Source organism: Bacillus mobilis, assembly GCF_001884045.1.
Lineage (GTDB): Bacteria > Bacillota > Bacilli > Bacillales > Bacillaceae_G > Bacillus_A > Bacillus_A mobilis.
Genome location: NZ_MACF01000046.1, coordinates 584,526 through 600,316 on the forward strand (window position 1 = coordinate 584,526; position 15,791 = coordinate 600,316).

Consider the following 15,791-nt stretch of genomic DNA (forward strand, 5'->3'; position numbering starts at 1 on the left):
AGGGCATTGTGATGAAAAAGATTAAAAAGTTTGCGGGAGTTGCTTTAGCGGGGACGATTGGATTAAGTGGACTACTGTTTTTAGAACCAAGTGTAAGCGCTGCAGAAATACAGCCGGTGAAAGAAGAAAACTTCAATGCAATTGATGTAACGATGAATCAAAGTGAATTTTATGTATTGAGTGGTAGAAGTATTGATGTTCTTTCTGGGGATAAAGAAGCAATTCAGCTAAATAAATACACAATTCGTTTTAGTAAACCGGGGAAGTATGTTGTTAGAGTAAACGGTTGTATTTATGATGATGTATATACTTTTATTGTGAATAAATAGTATATATTCTTAAACCGTGGGATGAAAAAAGAAACACCCTATTTGCGGTGAGAATCGTAAATAGGGTGAATTTATTTGGATTAAGCTGTACTTTAAATATGTTCACTAATGTTCTTTTTGCTATGTAAAGTATGTAAAAGTGTTTGAAACATCTTAAATGATTGTTGAAAGATTGGACTTTGAATAAAGGTGTACAGAAAAGTTACGATGAAAACAGGACCTCCTAGCATAAATCCAATAACTAGTACAACACATTCTACTATAATTCTAGCATGGCTAATAGACAGCCCTGTTTTGTCGGAAATAGTAAGCATGAATCCATCGCGAGGTCCAGCACCAATTCCAGCCGCAACGTACATCCCTCCCCCGATACCTGTAATTGCGATACCAGCAAATAAAATGAGTAAGTTTATCCATAAAAAATCACTAGCGTTTGGAAGGATATTTGATTGTAAGAAAAAGTCCATAATGGGACCGATAAGTAGTGCATTTAAAAATGTACCCACATTTATATATTTTCGATCTACTAGTAAAGAAATGAGAACGAGACATAATCCACATATGACACTCCACGTACCAATCGTCAATCCAAACCTTTGGTAGAGAGCCATGTTTAAAACTTCCCAAGGATGTAAACCGAGAAATTTAACTTTGACTGCAAGAGCATTTCCAAGGCCGAAAAAAATTAATCCTAAGAAAAAAAGAAAATAGCGAAAGAGAGTTAGCCTCATCTTTAAACCTCCCATATTGTATAATTATGTATATTACATGTAAGAGTTTTAATGTACAAATATTACGACTTTTTAGCTGTTATTTATAATTTCTAAAATACAAATGAAATATATATTCACAGTCAAAAAAGTTAAAATATTTTGTCTCAAGGATTATAATAGAGAAAGAAATATAAAAGGGAGTGAATGAATTTGAAACAAGAACTTATTGAAAGATTTACGAGATATGTAAAGATTGACACACAATCAAATGAAGAAAGTCATACAGTACCAACAACACCAGGACAAATTGAGTTTGGTAAGTTATTATTGGACGAGTTAAAAGAGATTGGGTTAACAGAAGTAACTATGGATGATAATGGGTATGTAATGGCAACACTTCCTGCTAATACGGATAAGGATGTTCCAGTAATCGGCTTTTTAGCACATTTAGATACGGCAACAGACTTTACTGGGAAAAACGTAAAACCACAAATTCATGAAAATTTTGATGGCAATGCGATTACGTTAAATGAAGAGCTAAATGTTGTGTTAACGCCAGAACAGTTCCCAGAGTTACCATCATATAAAGGACATACGATTATTACAACAGATGGTACGACACTTCTAGGAGCAGATGATAAAGCAGGTCTGACTGAAATTATGGTTGCAATGAACTATTTAATACATAATCCGCAAATTAAACATGGGAAAATAAGAGTAGCATTTACGCCGGATGAAGAAATCGGTCGTGGGCCAGCGCATTTTGATGTAGAAGCGTTTGGTGCATCATGTGCTTATACGATGGATGGAGGGCCATTAGGTGGTTTAGAGTATGAAAGCTTTAATGCTGCAGGTGCTAAGTTAACGTTTAACGGAACGAATACACATCCTGGAACAGCGAAAAATAAAATGCGTAACGCAACTAAACTTGCTATGGAGTTTAATGGGCATTTACCAGTAGAAGAGGCACCAGAATATACAGAAGGCTATGAAGGATTCTATCATTTACTTTCATTAAATGGTGATGTTGAACAAAGTAAAGCGTATTATATTATTCGAGATTTTGATCGTGAAAATTTTGAGACGCGTAAACATAACGTTGAAAATATTGTGAAGCAAATGCAAGAGAAGTATGGACAAGATGCAGTCGTTTTAGAAATGAATGATCAATACTATAACATGCTTGAAAAAATTGAACCAGTGAGAGAAATTGTTGATATTGCATATGAAGCGATGAAAAGCTTAAATATCGAACCAAACATTCATCCGATTCGTGGTGGAACAGATGGATCACAATTATCGTATATGGGATTACCAACGCCGAATATTTTCACAGGTGGTGAAAACTATCACGGTAAATTTGAATATGTTTCGGTGGATACGATGGAAAAAGCTGTTCAAGTTATTGTGGAAATCGCAAGACGATTCGAAGAACAAGCTTAAAAAAGAACCAAGTAGTGCGGATGCGCTACTTGGTTTTTTAGTATAATATCCGCCACAAATAAAAAGTTGCGTAAGACTCCCAGTTGGTCCAATTTACCGCAAAATCTTTTATTTCACGTTTAGTCGGTTTACTTTCAGAACCTGTTATATATTTAATTGCATTATGCAAACCAACATCGTCAATCGGAAAAGCGGAAGGAAATCGTAAACAGCGCATTAAAACATAGTTGGCAGTCCACGGCCCTATACCATGTATAGCAGTTAATTGCTTTTCAGCTTGTTTCACGTCTTGTATTTGCAGTAAAGCTTCTTTTGATAGTTTTCCTTCTGTAATAAGCTTTGCAATACCGATTATATATTCACATTTTCTAGTCGTCATTTTTAAGTTTTTGAGATCCTCTACGTGTAAATTGGCAATTGTTTCAGGAGAAGGGAATATCCAATGTTTTCTATCATTCCACTCTACATAACTTCCAAAGTGTTCGACTAATCTTCTTTTTAGTGTATAAGCATATGTGAGGTTAATTTGCTGACCGATAATTCCCCAGGAAAGTGCTTCAAATAAGTCTGGAATACCTAAAGTGCGAAGGCCATAATATTGTTCAATTGGTCTTTGAAGGAGTACATCATGTTTAGCTAATGTATAAAAGGGAGCTAAATCAGTAGTTAAATCAAACCACTCTTTCACATAGTGAGCTACAGCTTCGCATATCGATTCTTCAGATGTATATAATTCTTCTAAAAAACGTATTTGGATATGTCCATCCATATTCATACTAATTTCCACCAAAGGATTTACATCCTGAACAGGGATCACTTTATAAATTTTGTTATCTTCAATGTGGAACATACATTCATTGTTAGAGCGCGATAGATAGCGTAAATTTTCTTGGAAACTAAATTCTGTTGGAACTACTAAAGTTAATGCGCTAGTATGTTCTGCTGTCATATGCATTTTACCTGCGACTTTTCTAATGTAAGTAATTCTTTCTTCATTGCTAATCCACCTCTAAATCCGGTTAATTTACCATTCTTTCCAATAACACGATGGCAAGGAATCGTAATGAGAAGAGGGTTGGCAGCAATAGCGGTAGCAACAGCACGTACAGCCGTAGGCTTTTGCATTCTTTCAGCAATTTCTGAATAAGAATATGTTTTCCCATAAGGAATTTCACGTACCGTATTCCAAACAGATAATTGAAAATCAGTTCCGTAAGCATCGATAGGGAATGTAAAAGTTTCTCGTTTACTTTCTAAATACTCGGTAACTTCTTTCGCATATGATTGCAGATAATTTGGATTACAGGCCAATATATATTGTGGCAATTTTTTTCTAGCCCATATATTTAGTTCTTCAAAATTTTCATCTTGTGATCCAATGAAGCATAGCCCATTTTCTGTTGCAGCAATATGAAATTGCCAATTTTTATGTGTAAGTAGCGTCCAATAAATAAATTTATTTTTGTTGGAATTCATTATTATATCCTTCTTTCATTTCGTTCTTTTTTCGATATTCAGTAGGAGTAAATCCAGTTTTCTTTTTAAATAAAGTTGCGAAATACTCGGGGTTTTCTATCCCGACAGCAGTACTAATTTCTTTAATGGATTGATTTGTTTGTAATAGCTGTTCTGCTGCTTTAACAATCCTGAATTGTAGTATATATTCTATTGGACTTATTCCTGTTGTTTTTTTGAAAGTACGTTGTAAATGAAATGGGCTACCATGACACATTTCTGCAAGTATGTCGAGAGTTAATAATTCATCGAAGTGTTTTTCAATATAATTTTTAATTTGTTCTATCCACTCTTCATTAGGTAAAGTGAGCCCATTTGGCTTACAACGTTTGCACGGGCGAAAGTTTTCACTTAATGCTTGCTCTGCATGATGAAAAATTCGTACATTGTTTCTATTCGGTATTCTTGATTTGCATGAAGGCCGGCAAAAGATTCCGGTTGATTTCACAGCATAAAAGAATTTGCTATCATAGGAAGAATCATTATGAATAATTGCTTGCCAATGCTCATTTGTTAACGTAACTCCTTCATTGTGCAAAGAACATCACCTCTGAAATTAGTATAACCTGAATAAAGTGCGTATGTATGTATTCACAAATGTAAGAGCAAGATTACAAAGATGAAGATATGATTGTTTTTCTATTTTGTGATAGCATGAAATTTGGAAATAAACATCAAGAGGAGGACTATAGGTGAAGTTAATTTCGTGGAATGTAAATGGTTTGCGAGCAGTTATCGCAAAAGGTGGATTTTTAGAATATCTTGAGGAAGCAAATGCTGATATATTTTGTTTACAAGAGATTAAACTACAAGATGGGCAAATTGATTTAAATCCAGAGGGATATTATACATACTGGAATTATGCTGTGAAAAAAGGCTATTCAGGAACGGCTATTTTCACGAAAAAAGAACCGCTTTCTGTTACATACGGTTTAGGCATCGAAGAGCATGATCAAGAAGGCCGAGTTATTACTGTAGAATTCGAAGGTTTTTATATGATAACGTTATATACACCAAATTCAAAACGTGGATTAGAACGATTAGATTACAGAATGAAATGGGAAGATGATTTCCGGGCGTATATAAAACGGTTAGATGAGAAGAAACCAGTTGTTTTTTGCGGTGATTTAAACGTTGCTCATAAAGAAATCGATTTAAAAAATCCAAAAAGTAATCGTAAAAATCCTGGATTTTCTGATGAGGAACGAGAGAAATTCACACGTATTTTAGAAGAAGGATTTATTGATACATATCGTTATCTGTATCCTGATCAGGAAGGCGCATACTCATGGTGGTCGTATCGTATGGGAGCGAGAGCAAAAAATATTGGATGGCGTTTAGATTATTTTGTTGTTTCCAAAAGAATGAAAGACCAAATAACAGAGGCGAAAATTAATAGTGAAGTAATGGGATCAGACCATTGTCCAGTTGAATTACATGTAAATTTCTAAAAAAAGAAGTATCTTCCTGATAATAGGAGATACTTCTTTTTTGATTCAGTTTGTTAAAATTTTTCAAATCATTCTTGAAATTATTTCATATTAAATATATACTTAGTAACGATAATCATTATCAGTATAAAGGTTATCAGTGGATGAGGTGTAAAAGAATTATAGTTTAGGGGAAGTGAACGAGAATGAGTTCTGGCTAGAATTATTAATCTAATGAAATATATGTGTAAGACAAGTTTCATATAGTTAATTTTTTATTGAAAATTCGAGAGGAGATATATAAAGATGAACAAGAAGTTATTTACATTAGGGATGGTTACAGTTTTAAGTGTAGGGTTAGCAGCATGCAATAGTGCGGATAAGACTTCAGGAGAGCAAAAGCAACAGACAAAAGCTACGGAAACGAAAAAAGACGAAAAACGAAAAATTACATATTTAGGTAAAGAATATACAGTGCCAGCAAAAGTAGATAAAATTGCAACAGCTAGTTTAGAGTCAATGGAAGATGCGGCAGTACTTGGAATTAAACCAGTAGGTGCTATTACTGTAGGTGGTAAATTACCGAAGTATCTTGAGAAAGATTTAGAGGGTGCGAAATCTGTTGGTGAGAAAATGGAGCCGAATTTTGAAACATTACTTCAATTAAAACCAGATGTTATTACATCAAGTACGAAATTCCCAGCAGAAACAGCTGAAAAATTTACGAAAGTAGCGCCTACATTCCCGGTATCACACGTTTCAACAAATTGGGAAGATAACTTAAAGTTAATGGGAGAATTAACTGGTAAAAAAGATAAAGCAGAAAAAATTATTAAAGATTACAATGCAGATGCTGAAAAAGCAAAAGCAAAACTAGGAGATAAGTTAAAAGACAAAAAAGTACTTGTCATTAGACTAAGAGCAAACGAATTATTCCTATATCCAGAAGGAGTATATTTCAACCCTGTAATTTATAAAGATCTTGGATTAACTGCTCCAGAACAACTGAAAACTGTAAAAGCACAAGAGAAAATTTCGTTTGAAAAACTTGCTGAGCTTAACCCGGATTATATTTTCTTACAATATGAGACAACTGAAAATAAAAATCCGAAAGTACTAGAAGAAATTGAAAAGAATCCAATTTGGCAAAGTATGAATGCTGCGAAGGAAAAGAAAGTATTTGTAAACGTTGTGGATCCAATGGCACAAGGTGGTACAGCTTGGAGTAAAACAGCATTCTTAAAAGAAGCAGTGAAAAATTTATCTAAATAATACAATAAGTAAGGTGCGTTGAATGATATGCAGAAAACAAATGCAGTGCCAGTAACCATATTATGTATAGCACCCATACTCATCTTATTTACAGTTATACTTTCTATTTTGTATGGGGCGAAAAGTATTGATGCTGAAACAGTGTGGAACGCATTATTTCATTTTGATTCAAGCGATGTAAATCATAATATTATTATTACTTCACGTTTACCAAGGGTAGTTGCAGCTCTTTTAGTCGGAGCATTTCTAGCTATATCAGGAGCACTTATGCAGGGGATGACAAGAAACTATCTTGCATCCCCTTCTATTATGGGTGTGACGGATGGGGCAGCCTTTGTTATTACACTTTGTATGATTTTTCTTCCGGGAATGTCATCAATAGGCATGGTTGTATGTTCAATGATTGGTTCTGCACTAGGGGCAGGTATCGTGTTTGGTTTTGGTTCGCTCCTTCAAAATGGCTTATCGCCAGTTAGGTTAGCGATTATCGGAACAGTTATCGGAACATTTTTAAGCAGTGTATCGGCCGCGATGGCTTCGTATTTCCAAATTTCTCAAAATGTTAGTTTTTGGTTTAATGCAAAGTTAGATCAAGTGGACCCTAATGTCATTAAGATTACGATACCGTTTGGGATAATTGGAATCATTTTAGCACTGTTAATATCAAAATCTATTACGATTCTTTCTTTAGGCGAAGAAGTTTCTATTAATTTAGGGCAACGTACAAAACTAGTTAAAGCGATGGCAATTTTATCAGTTATTTTCTTAACAGGGACAGCAGTTGCTTTAGTCGGGAAAGTAGGTTTTGTAGGTTTAATTATTCCGCACATTACTCGCTTTATAATTGGGGTAGATTATAAGTGGATTTTGCCATGTGCAGGTGTTATTGGTGGCGTCTTCTTAGCATTATGTGACGTTTTGAGTAGATTTGTAAACTATCCATTTGAAACACCAATTGGAGTCGTTACCTCCCTAATTGGAATTCCTTTCTTCCTTTATTTAATCCGTACAAGAGGAGGAGAGAGACATGCTTAAAAGTTCAAGTCAACGTTTCGTAATGACGATGGGGATTATTATATTTTTAATATTATGTGCTATTTATATTAGTTTAACGAATGGTACGTTTGATATTACGATTAAAGATGTATTTAAAACACTCTTTAGAATAGATCCAGTACCAGACCATGATTTAGTTATTTTTGAGTTTCGTCTTCCGCGCATCGTAATTGCTGGATTAGTAGGATTAGGCCTAGGCGTTGCAGGTGCTGTTATTCAAGGGATTACGAGAAATGGATTGGCAGACCCAGGTATTTTAGGAGTAAATGCCGGGGCAGGAACAGCAATCGTCATCTTTATGTTTTTCTTTCAAGGACAATTAAAGAGCACAGACTGGGTTTCTATTATGATGATGCCGATGTTTGGTTTAGTTGGTGGATTAGGTGCAGCTATCATCATTTATCTGTTTTCTTGGAAAAACGGTAAGTTAGATTCGCAGCGTCTTTTATTAACAGGGATTGCAATTGGATCAGGATTTGGAGCGTTTTCTATGTACCTATCACTCAAAATGAAGTCAACTGATTTCGAGATGGCTGCAGTTTGGGTGTCGGGAAGCATATATAATGCAAACTGGAAGTATATTATTGCAATGTTGCCGTGGCTTATCATATTAATTCCGCTTATACAAAAGAAAGCTTATTTATTAGATTTATTTCAATTGGAAGAAACGAGCATTACAAGTTTAGGTGTTTCAGTAGAAAGAGAGAAATCTATTTTACTACTAAGTAGTATCGGACTTGTCAGCGCATGTGTTGCAGTTTCAGGAAGTATTGGTTTCATTGGACTAATGGCACCGCATATAGCGAAAAGGCTTGTCGGTATTCAGCATAAGCATATCATTCCTACGTGCGGAGTAATCGGAATGTTCCTTGTAATTGCTTCAGACTTTATTGCAAAAACAGTCTTCACACCTGTAGAGTTACCAGTTGGAATCGTTATTTCTATTGTCGGTGTACCGTATTTCTTATATTTACTTTATAAGGCGAAAGCGTAAGAGGAGGAATAAAAGTGAGTATTTTAAGTGCAAAAAATTTAGAAACGAGTTATGAAAAGCTTACAGTGTTTCGCGATTTAAATGTGGAAATACAAGAAGGAAAAATAACGACAATTATAGGACCAAACGGCTGCGGTAAATCCACACTGTTAAAAACGATGGGAAGAATTTTAAAGCAAAAGAGCGGTAAAGTATATTTACAAGGACAGGATTTAAATACAATTCCAACGAAAGAAATTGCGAAGCAGTTAGCGTTACTTCCGCAAACTCCAATTGCGCCAGGAGAGCTTAAAGTAGAAGAGTTAATTTCCTATGGACGCTATCCACATCGAAATAACGTAAATAAGTTAACTTCAAAAGATAAAGAAATGATTGATTGGGCATTAGAAATAACGAAAACTTCTGAATTTCGAACGAGACAAATTGCAAATTTATCAGGTGGTCAAAGGCAAAAGGTATGGCTAGCGATGGCTTTAGCACAAGAGACAGAAGTGTTACTACTAGATGAACCAACGACATATCTTGATATGTCTCATCAATTAGATGTATTGCAAATTGTGGAGAAGTTAAATAAAGAACATAATTGTACAGTTGTAATGGTACTACATGATATTAACCATGCAGCAAGGTTTTCAGATGAGATTATTGCAATGAAGGAAGGGGAAATCGTTACAACTGGTATCCCAGAAGAAATCATTACAAATGAAGTGTTAAAAGAAGTATTTCATATTGATGCGCGTGTCATGATTGATCCGTATAATGGATCTCCCGTTTGTTTTGGGTACGATAGTGTTGTCGCTCAAGAAGAGAAAGTAGAAATATATGTAACGAGTTAAGGGGGAGGGATATAAGATGAATACTACTATTGAAAAACAGCAGATTATAACAACTAATACAGAACAGTGGAAAATGTATTCGAAATTAGAAGGTAAGGAATATCAAATTCATATTTCAAAACCGAGGCAACCAGCGCCAGAGTCAGGATATTCTGTTATATACGTATTAGATGGCAATGCCTTTTTTCAAACATTCCATGAAGCGGTTAAAATACAAGCAGTTAGAGCAGAAAAAACAGGTGTTTCACCAGCCGTTATAGTAGGTATTGGTTATCCAATTGAAGGGGCATTTTCAGGTGAAGAAAGATGCTATGATTTTACTCCTAGCATAATTTCAAAAAATGCCCCTTTAAAACCAGACGGTAAACCGTGGCCTAAAACAGGAGGAGCAAATAATTTCTTTACTTTTATTGAAGAAGAATTAAAGCCGCAAATTGAAAAGAATTTTGAGATTGATAAAGGAAAACAAACGTTATTTGGGCATTCACTAGGTGGTCTATTTGCTTTACATATACTATTTACAAACGTAAATGCTTTTCAAAATTATTTTATTAGTAGTCCATCTATTTGGTGGAATAACCAATCTGTGCTTGAAAAAGAAGAGAACCTTATAAGTGAATTGAATAGTGCCAAGTTTGAAACGGGGGTGTTCCTTACAGTTGGGTCACTAGAACGAGAGCATATGGTTTTAGGAGCAAACAAATTGTCAGAGCGCCTTCTCCAAGTAAAACACGATCAGTTTAGATTTACGTTTTATGAGGCTGAAGGGGAGAATCATGCATCAGTTGTGCCCACATCTTTAAGTAAAGGATTAAGATTTATTAGTCACGTATAGAAGATGGAAAAAAGGTAAGCAATTGCTTACCTTTTTTCATTATTGTTTAAAGGCAACGTATCCATCAATTAAAAAGCTACTGAAAAAGCGAGTGATGTGAGTAAAGCTACATTCCTCCATAATAGTTAGAAGATTCGTTTCGGGAATAGGGAATATTTCCGTTTCAAAAGAATTTTCAAATCGGTTCCAATCTTGTAATGGAATTTGATTTTGCATCATATGGTTGCGCCAAGCATTTAATTGTGCAGAAAACATACTTGTGTGGGGTATACCATTTATTGAAGAGAGAAAGAATGGAGCACCGGGCTTTAAGCGACTACTAATTTCATTAAGTAACTCTTTTTTCTCCTTCATAGTTGAGATGAAGTGAAGAACAAGCATACAAGTAGCAGCGTCAAATAATGAATTGGTTAATAATGAATGTACAGTTCCATGTACAAAGTGAATTGGATTTTGTATGCCTTCGTTTTCAATTCTTTTTTTAGCTAACTGTAGCATGCTTTTAGATGGATCAACACCTGTAAAAGATAAGTTGCTATTTTGTTTACCTATTGAGAGAATTTCTTGTCCACCACCAGCACCTATAACTAGTAAATTTGGATTCATGTTTTCTTTAGGGAGTGTCGTAAATAAAAAATGGTTCACCATTTCATAAAGGGTAAAATATCCAGGGATTTTCAACGGAATTGTTCGTTCATATGTATGTACAGTACGATCATTCCAGCTCATTTTTTAGCCTCCTCTTTACAATAAGTTTCACTTTATTATGAAATGAAATGGTTAGAGGAAACAATCCCATAAATCTGGGGGGAAATCAAGATGCTTTATGAACAGGCAACGAAAGAAATAACAGTGTTGATGAAAAGTGAGAGATCAATTAGACAATTTCAAAAAGAGTTTTTAAATATTTTAAAAAAGGTAATTCCTTTTGATGCTTCCTGTTTTACCGCTATAGACCCGCGCACATTTTTATCAACCGGGGCATATACAGATCGAAGAATTGAACAACTGCATTCGCAGTTATTTATGAATGAATTTTTAGAGGATGATTACAACAAATTTAAAGACTTAGCACGAAATCCTCCTCATGTTGGTGCGATGTGTATTATCACAAATGATAACCCAATAAAAAGTACTAGGTATCGAAACATTTTAAAACCAGCTGGTTTTATAGATGAAGTAAGAGTGGTTTGTATGAGTAAAGGAAAATGTTTTGGACATTTAAGTTTGTTTCGAGATAAGACAAAAGTATCTTTTCAGCATGATGAATGTAAGTATTTATCGAAGGTTGGTTTATTGGCAGGAGATACTTTAAGAACATCCTTTATAATCAGGTCAGAAGAACAAGTAAAAGTAGTAGGAAGGGGCATGATTGTATTAAATGAAAATCTTAGACTAAATTATTGGGATGAAACAGGATACATATGGTTATCCAACTTTAGAAAATATGAACAATTGAATGAAGATGACATTCCGAGGCCGATACGGGCAGTTTGTTCGCAAGTAAAAGCGAATGAAACTAATAAAGAAGCAACAGTCTGTATAAGTTTAACGTGTGGGCAATTTTTGGTTATTCGTGCGAGCAGGCTAGAAGGCTATAGTAGTTGTCATACAGGATATAGGGTTTTGTTCGAAAGTGCACGGCCAGAAGAAGTTTTTCCACTTCTTGCAGATTCTTATTGTTTGTCTCAAAGAGAGAAAGAAGTGATAGTAGGAATTGTTAGAGGGATGTCAACGAAAGAAGTGGCAAAAGAATTGTGTATTTCTACGTATACAGTTCAGGATCATTTCAAGTCAATTTTTGAAAAGGTCGGAGTATGCAGTAGAAACGAACTTATATGGGAGCTCTTTACAAAGTTTTGTTTTTCTCAGGACGAATACTAAAAGAAAAACGGTTTGATTTATTCGGTATTAACAATCGGAAAGCTCATAAGATGGATAGCTGCGGGTTAATAATCAGTGGGATTTTTAGTATAAACGAGAAACATTCAAATAAACATTTGAATGTTTCTCGTTTATACTGTATACTACATACATAATCAAATATGTATTTGAATAAGAGGTGTTACATATGAAGGAAGAGCATTGCGAGCTTTGTTATCATGATGAGAAGAAAGTAAAACATGCAAGTGACATGCTTGAGAAAGAAAATATAAGTAGTGTAGCGAAAATGTTTAAGGCGCTTGCAGATGAAACACGTTTGAAAATTGCTTATGCGTTGTATACGGAAAAAGAGCTTTGCGTGCGTGATGTCGCAAGCATTATTCATAGTAGTATTGCAACAGCTTCACATCACTTAAGACTATTACAAACGATAGGATTGGCGAAAAAGCGTAAAGAGGGGAAACTTGTTTTTTATTCATTAGATGACTCCCACGTAAATGGATTAATTGAATTAGCGTTTAGTCACAGTAGTGAAATGAAGCATAAAGATCTTGATATGTAATTATGCATTTTCATAAAGATACTTCTTTATGAAAATGCAACTTTAAAAAGAGAGGAGATAATAAGTATGGTAAAGCTAGTTTTAATACGACACGGACAAAGTGAATGGAATGTTGAAAATAGGTTTACAGGTTGGACGGATGTTGATTTATCTAGTAAAGGTTTGGAAGAAGCAAGAGAAGCCGGAGTAATGCTGAAAGCTAATGGTTTCTCATTTGATATCGCATATACATCTGTTTTGCGAAGAGCGATGCGTACTTTATGGATTACTCTCGAAGAAATGGATTTGATGTGGATACCTGTTCATAAAACATGGAAATTAAATGAGCGACATTACGGTGCGCTTCAAGGATTAAATAAGGAAGAAACAGCGAGAAAATATGGGGATGAACAAGTAACCTTATGGAGACGTTCAACAAATGTACGCCCACCAGCACTTACAAAAGATGACGAAAGATATGAAGCAGCACATCCGAAATATAGAGATGTAAAAGAGTATGAGTTTCCTCTTACAGAAGATCTAGAAGATACAGAAAAACGAGTTGTTTCATATTGGAATGAAGAGATAGCCCCTAATGTAAAAGGTGGTAAACAAGTAATTATAGCAGCCCATGGCAATACAATACGTGCTTTAGTAAAACATTTAGATCAAATTTCAGATGAAGATATAGAAAATCTAAACATTCCAACAGGAACACCATTGGTTTATGAATTGGATAAAGATTTAAAACCGATAGGCCATTATTATTTAAATAGGGAAATTTGTATACAATAAACACTTTTATATACCCTACCTATGTATTGTATGTTTGTAACGGAGGTGAGTTAAATTGCTACATTATACGGTTGTAAATAAAAAGAATTGTGAGGCATGTGGACTATGTATTTCTATAGCACCTGATATATATCAATTAGACGGAAGAGGAAAATCATTTGGTGTATTAGATAACAACCAAGGAATAATGGGTATTCCAAAAACTTTCTTGCAAGCAATGTTGGCGGCAAGTGACGGCTGTCCAACAAGTTCGATTCAGATAAGAAAAGAGCCATTTGTAAATAAAGTGAAAATTTAATAGTGGAATTATGAAAGACAAAACAAAATTAAAAGGAGGCATTTATATGGGACATCATCACGGTCACCAACATCATGGGCATGCTCACGGGCATTCCCATGGACATCATCATTTTGAGGAGAGTAGGAAAGGAAATAGAAAAGGATTAATTACAGCTTTAGTCATTACAGCAACTATTATGTTCCTTGAATTTTTCGGGGGACTAGTTACAAATAGTTTAGCTTTATTATCAGATTCAGGACATATGTTAAGTGATACAAGTTCATTGTTATTAAGTTTAATTGCTATTGGATTAGCAGCTAGAACAGTTACTTCTACAAAAACGTATGGATATTATCGTTTTGAAATTTTAGCGGCACTAATTAATGGTATTACGTTATTTGTTGTAGCAGGGCTTATCGTATGGGAAGCAATTGATCGTTTTTTTGAACCGCCAACTGTAGCAAGTGGTCCAATGATGTTAATCGCATCAATTGGTTTACTAGCAAATTTAATTAGTGCATGGGCACTTATGAGACAAGGTGACGTGAAAAATAATGTGAATTTACGCAGCGCGTATTTACATGTTCTTGGGGATGCTTTAGGATCAGTGGGCGCATTAGTAGCTGGTGTACTTATGTCATTATTTTCATGGTATATAGCAGATCCAATTATTTCAGTAGTTGTAGCTTTATTAATTTTAAAGAGTGCATGGGGCGTAACAAAACATTCTATTCATATACTTATGGAGGGTACACCGGTTGCAATTGAACTAGAGAAAGTGAAGCAAGCGATTAAAGGAGTAGAAGGTGTACGTGATTTACATGATCTTCATATTTGGACAATTACATCAGGATTAGATGCATTAAGCGTCCATGTAATGATTGATAAAAAGCAAGATGATCAAGAAGTACTTCAAAATATTATCAATATGTTAAAGCAAGAGTTCCATATTGAACATGCTACCATTCAAATTGAAACACTTAATATTAAACATAATGAAATGATTGTCTAGTAACATGCAAACAAAAGGCTATGGAGAATTTCTCCATAGCCTTTTGTTTGTTCAAGTAGAATTGTCCTTTTTGAACGTTTTGTTTCAACTTTTCGTCTAAAGAGACAAAAAGTTGTCACAATTCGGTCACAATTAGCATAAACATAAAATAGACGAAATGAACTTATTTCCAAAAAGCTTGATTCATTCCATTCATGATTAGTAGAGCTGAAAAAGCATGGATTAAAAGTTCACTATATTCTCAAGGAGGTAGATCGTATGAAAACTATTCTTGCTATCGCTGGGCTTATTTGGGTTTTATCACATGGCATTCCAATTTATGAAGGAGAACAAATTCGCAGTGCTCTAAATAAAAATTTTAATGAATATCATATCATTGATCGGCAAGATAATGTTGTGACAGTTCGTGTAAATGACTGTTTTCATACGGTAACCGTTGAAGGAACTTCAGTAGTGGATGATACAAAAGTATGTGATCAGCAGTAATTATATATAGGAAGAAAGAAGTCTCAATTTACACGTGTGAATTGAGACTTTTATATTTGTGATTGAAGTTTTTTTCATAAACAATTATTGACATAACGATTTTATGTTGATAAAATTCAATTCATAAAATATAGATAATTTAATAGATTTTGAATCAGATGAAAATTAAATCTGATTTCTCTTATCCAGAGAGGTGGAGGGACTGTGCCCTATGAAACCCAGCAACCATCAATTTTTACATTGAAATGGTGCTAATTCCTGCAAAGCAAATGCTTTGAGAGATGAGAGAAAGGGATAGTATCGATATATGCATACAAACCTTTCTGCTCATTCTAAGGGCAGAAAGGTTTTTTGTTGTTCTACTGTGAGT

The 15,791-nt window shown here is 34.6% G+C and carries 19 protein-coding genes and 1 riboswitch; of the genes, 14 read left to right on the plus strand and 5 right to left on the minus strand.

Annotated features, from left to right (window positions below):
• The first annotated feature begins 11 nt into the window (after positions 1-11).
• A complete protein-coding gene (locus BAQ44_RS08090; RefSeq protein ID WP_063260665.1) occupies positions 12-329 on the plus strand; it encodes a hypothetical protein in 318 nt (105 codons plus the stop codon).
• Between the two features lie 92 nt (positions 330-421).
• Here the strand turns inward: BAQ44_RS08090 and BAQ44_RS08095 are convergent, their stop codons facing one another.
• A complete protein-coding gene (locus tag BAQ44_RS08095) occupies positions 422-1,060 on the minus strand; it encodes a YczE/YyaS/YitT family protein (protein ID WP_071721438.1) in 639 nt (212 codons plus the stop codon).
• Between the two features lie 192 nt (positions 1,061-1,252).
• On the opposite strand from BAQ44_RS08095, the gene pepT reads away from it, so the two are divergent.
• Entirely contained in the window at positions 1,253-2,485 is a 1,233-nt protein-coding gene (gene pepT / locus BAQ44_RS08100; RefSeq protein WP_063260664.1) for a peptidase T, read from the plus strand.
• A 37-nt stretch (positions 2,486-2,522) separates the two neighbouring features.
• Here the strand turns inward: pepT and BAQ44_RS08105 are convergent, their stop codons facing one another.
• From BAQ44_RS08105 to BAQ44_RS08115, 3 genes are read right to left on the minus strand one after another with little or no spacing between them, the layout of a single operon-like run.
• Positions 2,523-3,434 (minus strand): DNA-3-methyladenine glycosylase family protein, encoded by a 912-nt coding sequence (locus BAQ44_RS08105; protein WP_063260663.1) that lies wholly within the window; start codon positions 3,432-3,434, stop codon positions 2,523-2,525.
• The gene (locus BAQ44_RS08110; protein ID WP_063260662.1) at positions 3,431-3,961 is read right to left on the minus strand and encodes a methylated-DNA--[protein]-cysteine S-methyltransferase; all 531 of its coding nucleotides are present in this window, start codon (positions 3,959-3,961) and stop codon (positions 3,431-3,433) included. Before BAQ44_RS08110 ends, BAQ44_RS08105 begins: the two co-directional genes overlap by 4 nt.
• Positions 3,942-4,538, minus strand: coding sequence for a bifunctional transcriptional activator/DNA repair enzyme AdaA (locus BAQ44_RS08115; protein WP_071721439.1), 597 nt, complete (start codon positions 4,536-4,538; stop codon positions 3,942-3,944). Before BAQ44_RS08115 ends, BAQ44_RS08110 begins: the two co-directional genes overlap by 20 nt.
• A 154-nt stretch (positions 4,539-4,692) precedes the next feature.
• Between BAQ44_RS08115 and BAQ44_RS08120 the strand changes: the two genes are divergently transcribed.
• The 6 genes from BAQ44_RS08120 to BAQ44_RS08145 all read left to right on the plus strand — a co-directional run bounded on the left by BAQ44_RS08120 (position 4,693) and on the right by BAQ44_RS08145 (position 10,423).
• Entirely contained in the window at positions 4,693-5,451 is a 759-nt protein-coding gene (locus BAQ44_RS08120; protein WP_071721440.1) for an exodeoxyribonuclease III, read from the plus strand.
• 285 nt (positions 5,452-5,736) lie between these two features.
• Positions 5,737-6,702, plus strand: coding sequence for an iron-hydroxamate ABC transporter substrate-binding protein (locus BAQ44_RS08125; protein WP_060631908.1), 966 nt, complete (start codon positions 5,737-5,739; stop codon positions 6,700-6,702).
• A 27-nt stretch (positions 6,703-6,729) separates the two neighbouring features.
• Positions 6,730-7,737 carry a FecCD family ABC transporter permease gene (locus BAQ44_RS08130; RefSeq protein WP_071721441.1) on the plus strand — a complete coding sequence of 336 codons (1,008 nt, stop codon included), beginning with the start codon at positions 6,730-6,732 and terminating at the stop codon, positions 7,735-7,737.
• Positions 7,730-8,752 carry a FecCD family ABC transporter permease gene (locus tag BAQ44_RS08135; RefSeq protein ID WP_071721442.1) on the plus strand — a complete coding sequence of 341 codons (1,023 nt, stop codon included), beginning with the start codon at positions 7,730-7,732 and terminating at the stop codon, positions 8,750-8,752. Before BAQ44_RS08130 ends, BAQ44_RS08135 begins: the two co-directional genes overlap by 8 nt.
• 14 nt (positions 8,753-8,766) lie before the next feature.
• The gene (locus tag BAQ44_RS08140) at positions 8,767-9,588 is read left to right on the plus strand and encodes an ABC transporter ATP-binding protein (protein WP_071721443.1); all 822 of its coding nucleotides are present in this window, start codon (positions 8,767-8,769) and stop codon (positions 9,586-9,588) included.
• A gap of 16 nt (positions 9,589-9,604) precedes the next feature.
• The gene (locus BAQ44_RS08145) at positions 9,605-10,423 is read left to right on the plus strand and encodes an alpha/beta hydrolase (RefSeq protein WP_071721444.1); all 819 of its coding nucleotides are present in this window, start codon (positions 9,605-9,607) and stop codon (positions 10,421-10,423) included.
• Positions 10,424-10,462: 39 nt separating this feature from the next.
• Here BAQ44_RS08145 and BAQ44_RS08150 read toward each other — a convergent pair whose 3' ends face one another.
• Positions 10,463-11,152: a class I SAM-dependent methyltransferase gene (locus BAQ44_RS08150; protein WP_071721445.1), complete on the minus strand. Its 690-nt coding sequence runs from the start codon at positions 11,150-11,152 to the stop codon at positions 10,463-10,465.
• 90 nt (positions 11,153-11,242) lie between these two features.
• On the opposite strand from BAQ44_RS08150, the gene BAQ44_RS08155 reads away from it, so the two are divergent.
• The 6 genes from BAQ44_RS08155 (at position 11,243) to BAQ44_RS08180 (ending at position 15,421) form a co-directional block, all read left to right on the plus strand.
• Positions 11,243-12,307, plus strand: coding sequence for a helix-turn-helix transcriptional regulator (locus BAQ44_RS08155; RefSeq protein ID WP_071721446.1), 1,065 nt, complete (start codon positions 11,243-11,245; stop codon positions 12,305-12,307).
• A gap of 187 nt (positions 12,308-12,494) precedes the next feature.
• Complete coding sequence (locus tag BAQ44_RS08160) at positions 12,495-12,869, plus strand: ArsR/SmtB family transcription factor (RefSeq protein WP_061678136.1); 375 nt, start codon at positions 12,495-12,497, stop codon at positions 12,867-12,869.
• A 66-nt stretch (positions 12,870-12,935) separates the two neighbouring features.
• A complete protein-coding gene (gene gpmA / locus BAQ44_RS08165; protein WP_071721447.1) occupies positions 12,936-13,643 on the plus strand; it encodes a 2,3-diphosphoglycerate-dependent phosphoglycerate mutase in 708 nt (235 codons plus the stop codon).
• A 55-nt stretch (positions 13,644-13,698) separates the two neighbouring features.
• On the plus strand, positions 13,699-13,941 hold the full coding sequence (locus tag BAQ44_RS08170) for a ferredoxin (protein WP_071721448.1): 243 nt from the start codon (positions 13,699-13,701) through the stop codon (positions 13,939-13,941).
• A 46-nt stretch (positions 13,942-13,987) separates the two neighbouring features.
• Positions 13,988-14,935, plus strand: coding sequence for a cation diffusion facilitator family transporter (locus BAQ44_RS08175; RefSeq protein ID WP_063260652.1), 948 nt, complete (start codon positions 13,988-13,990; stop codon positions 14,933-14,935).
• A gap of 258 nt (positions 14,936-15,193) precedes the next feature.
• Entirely contained in the window at positions 15,194-15,421 is a 228-nt protein-coding gene (locus tag BAQ44_RS08180) for a hypothetical protein (protein ID WP_071716246.1), read from the plus strand.
• 178 nt (positions 15,422-15,599) lie between these two features.
• Positions 15,600-15,709: riboswitch (SAM riboswitch) on the plus strand.
• Positions 15,710-15,791: the final 82 nt, after the last annotated feature.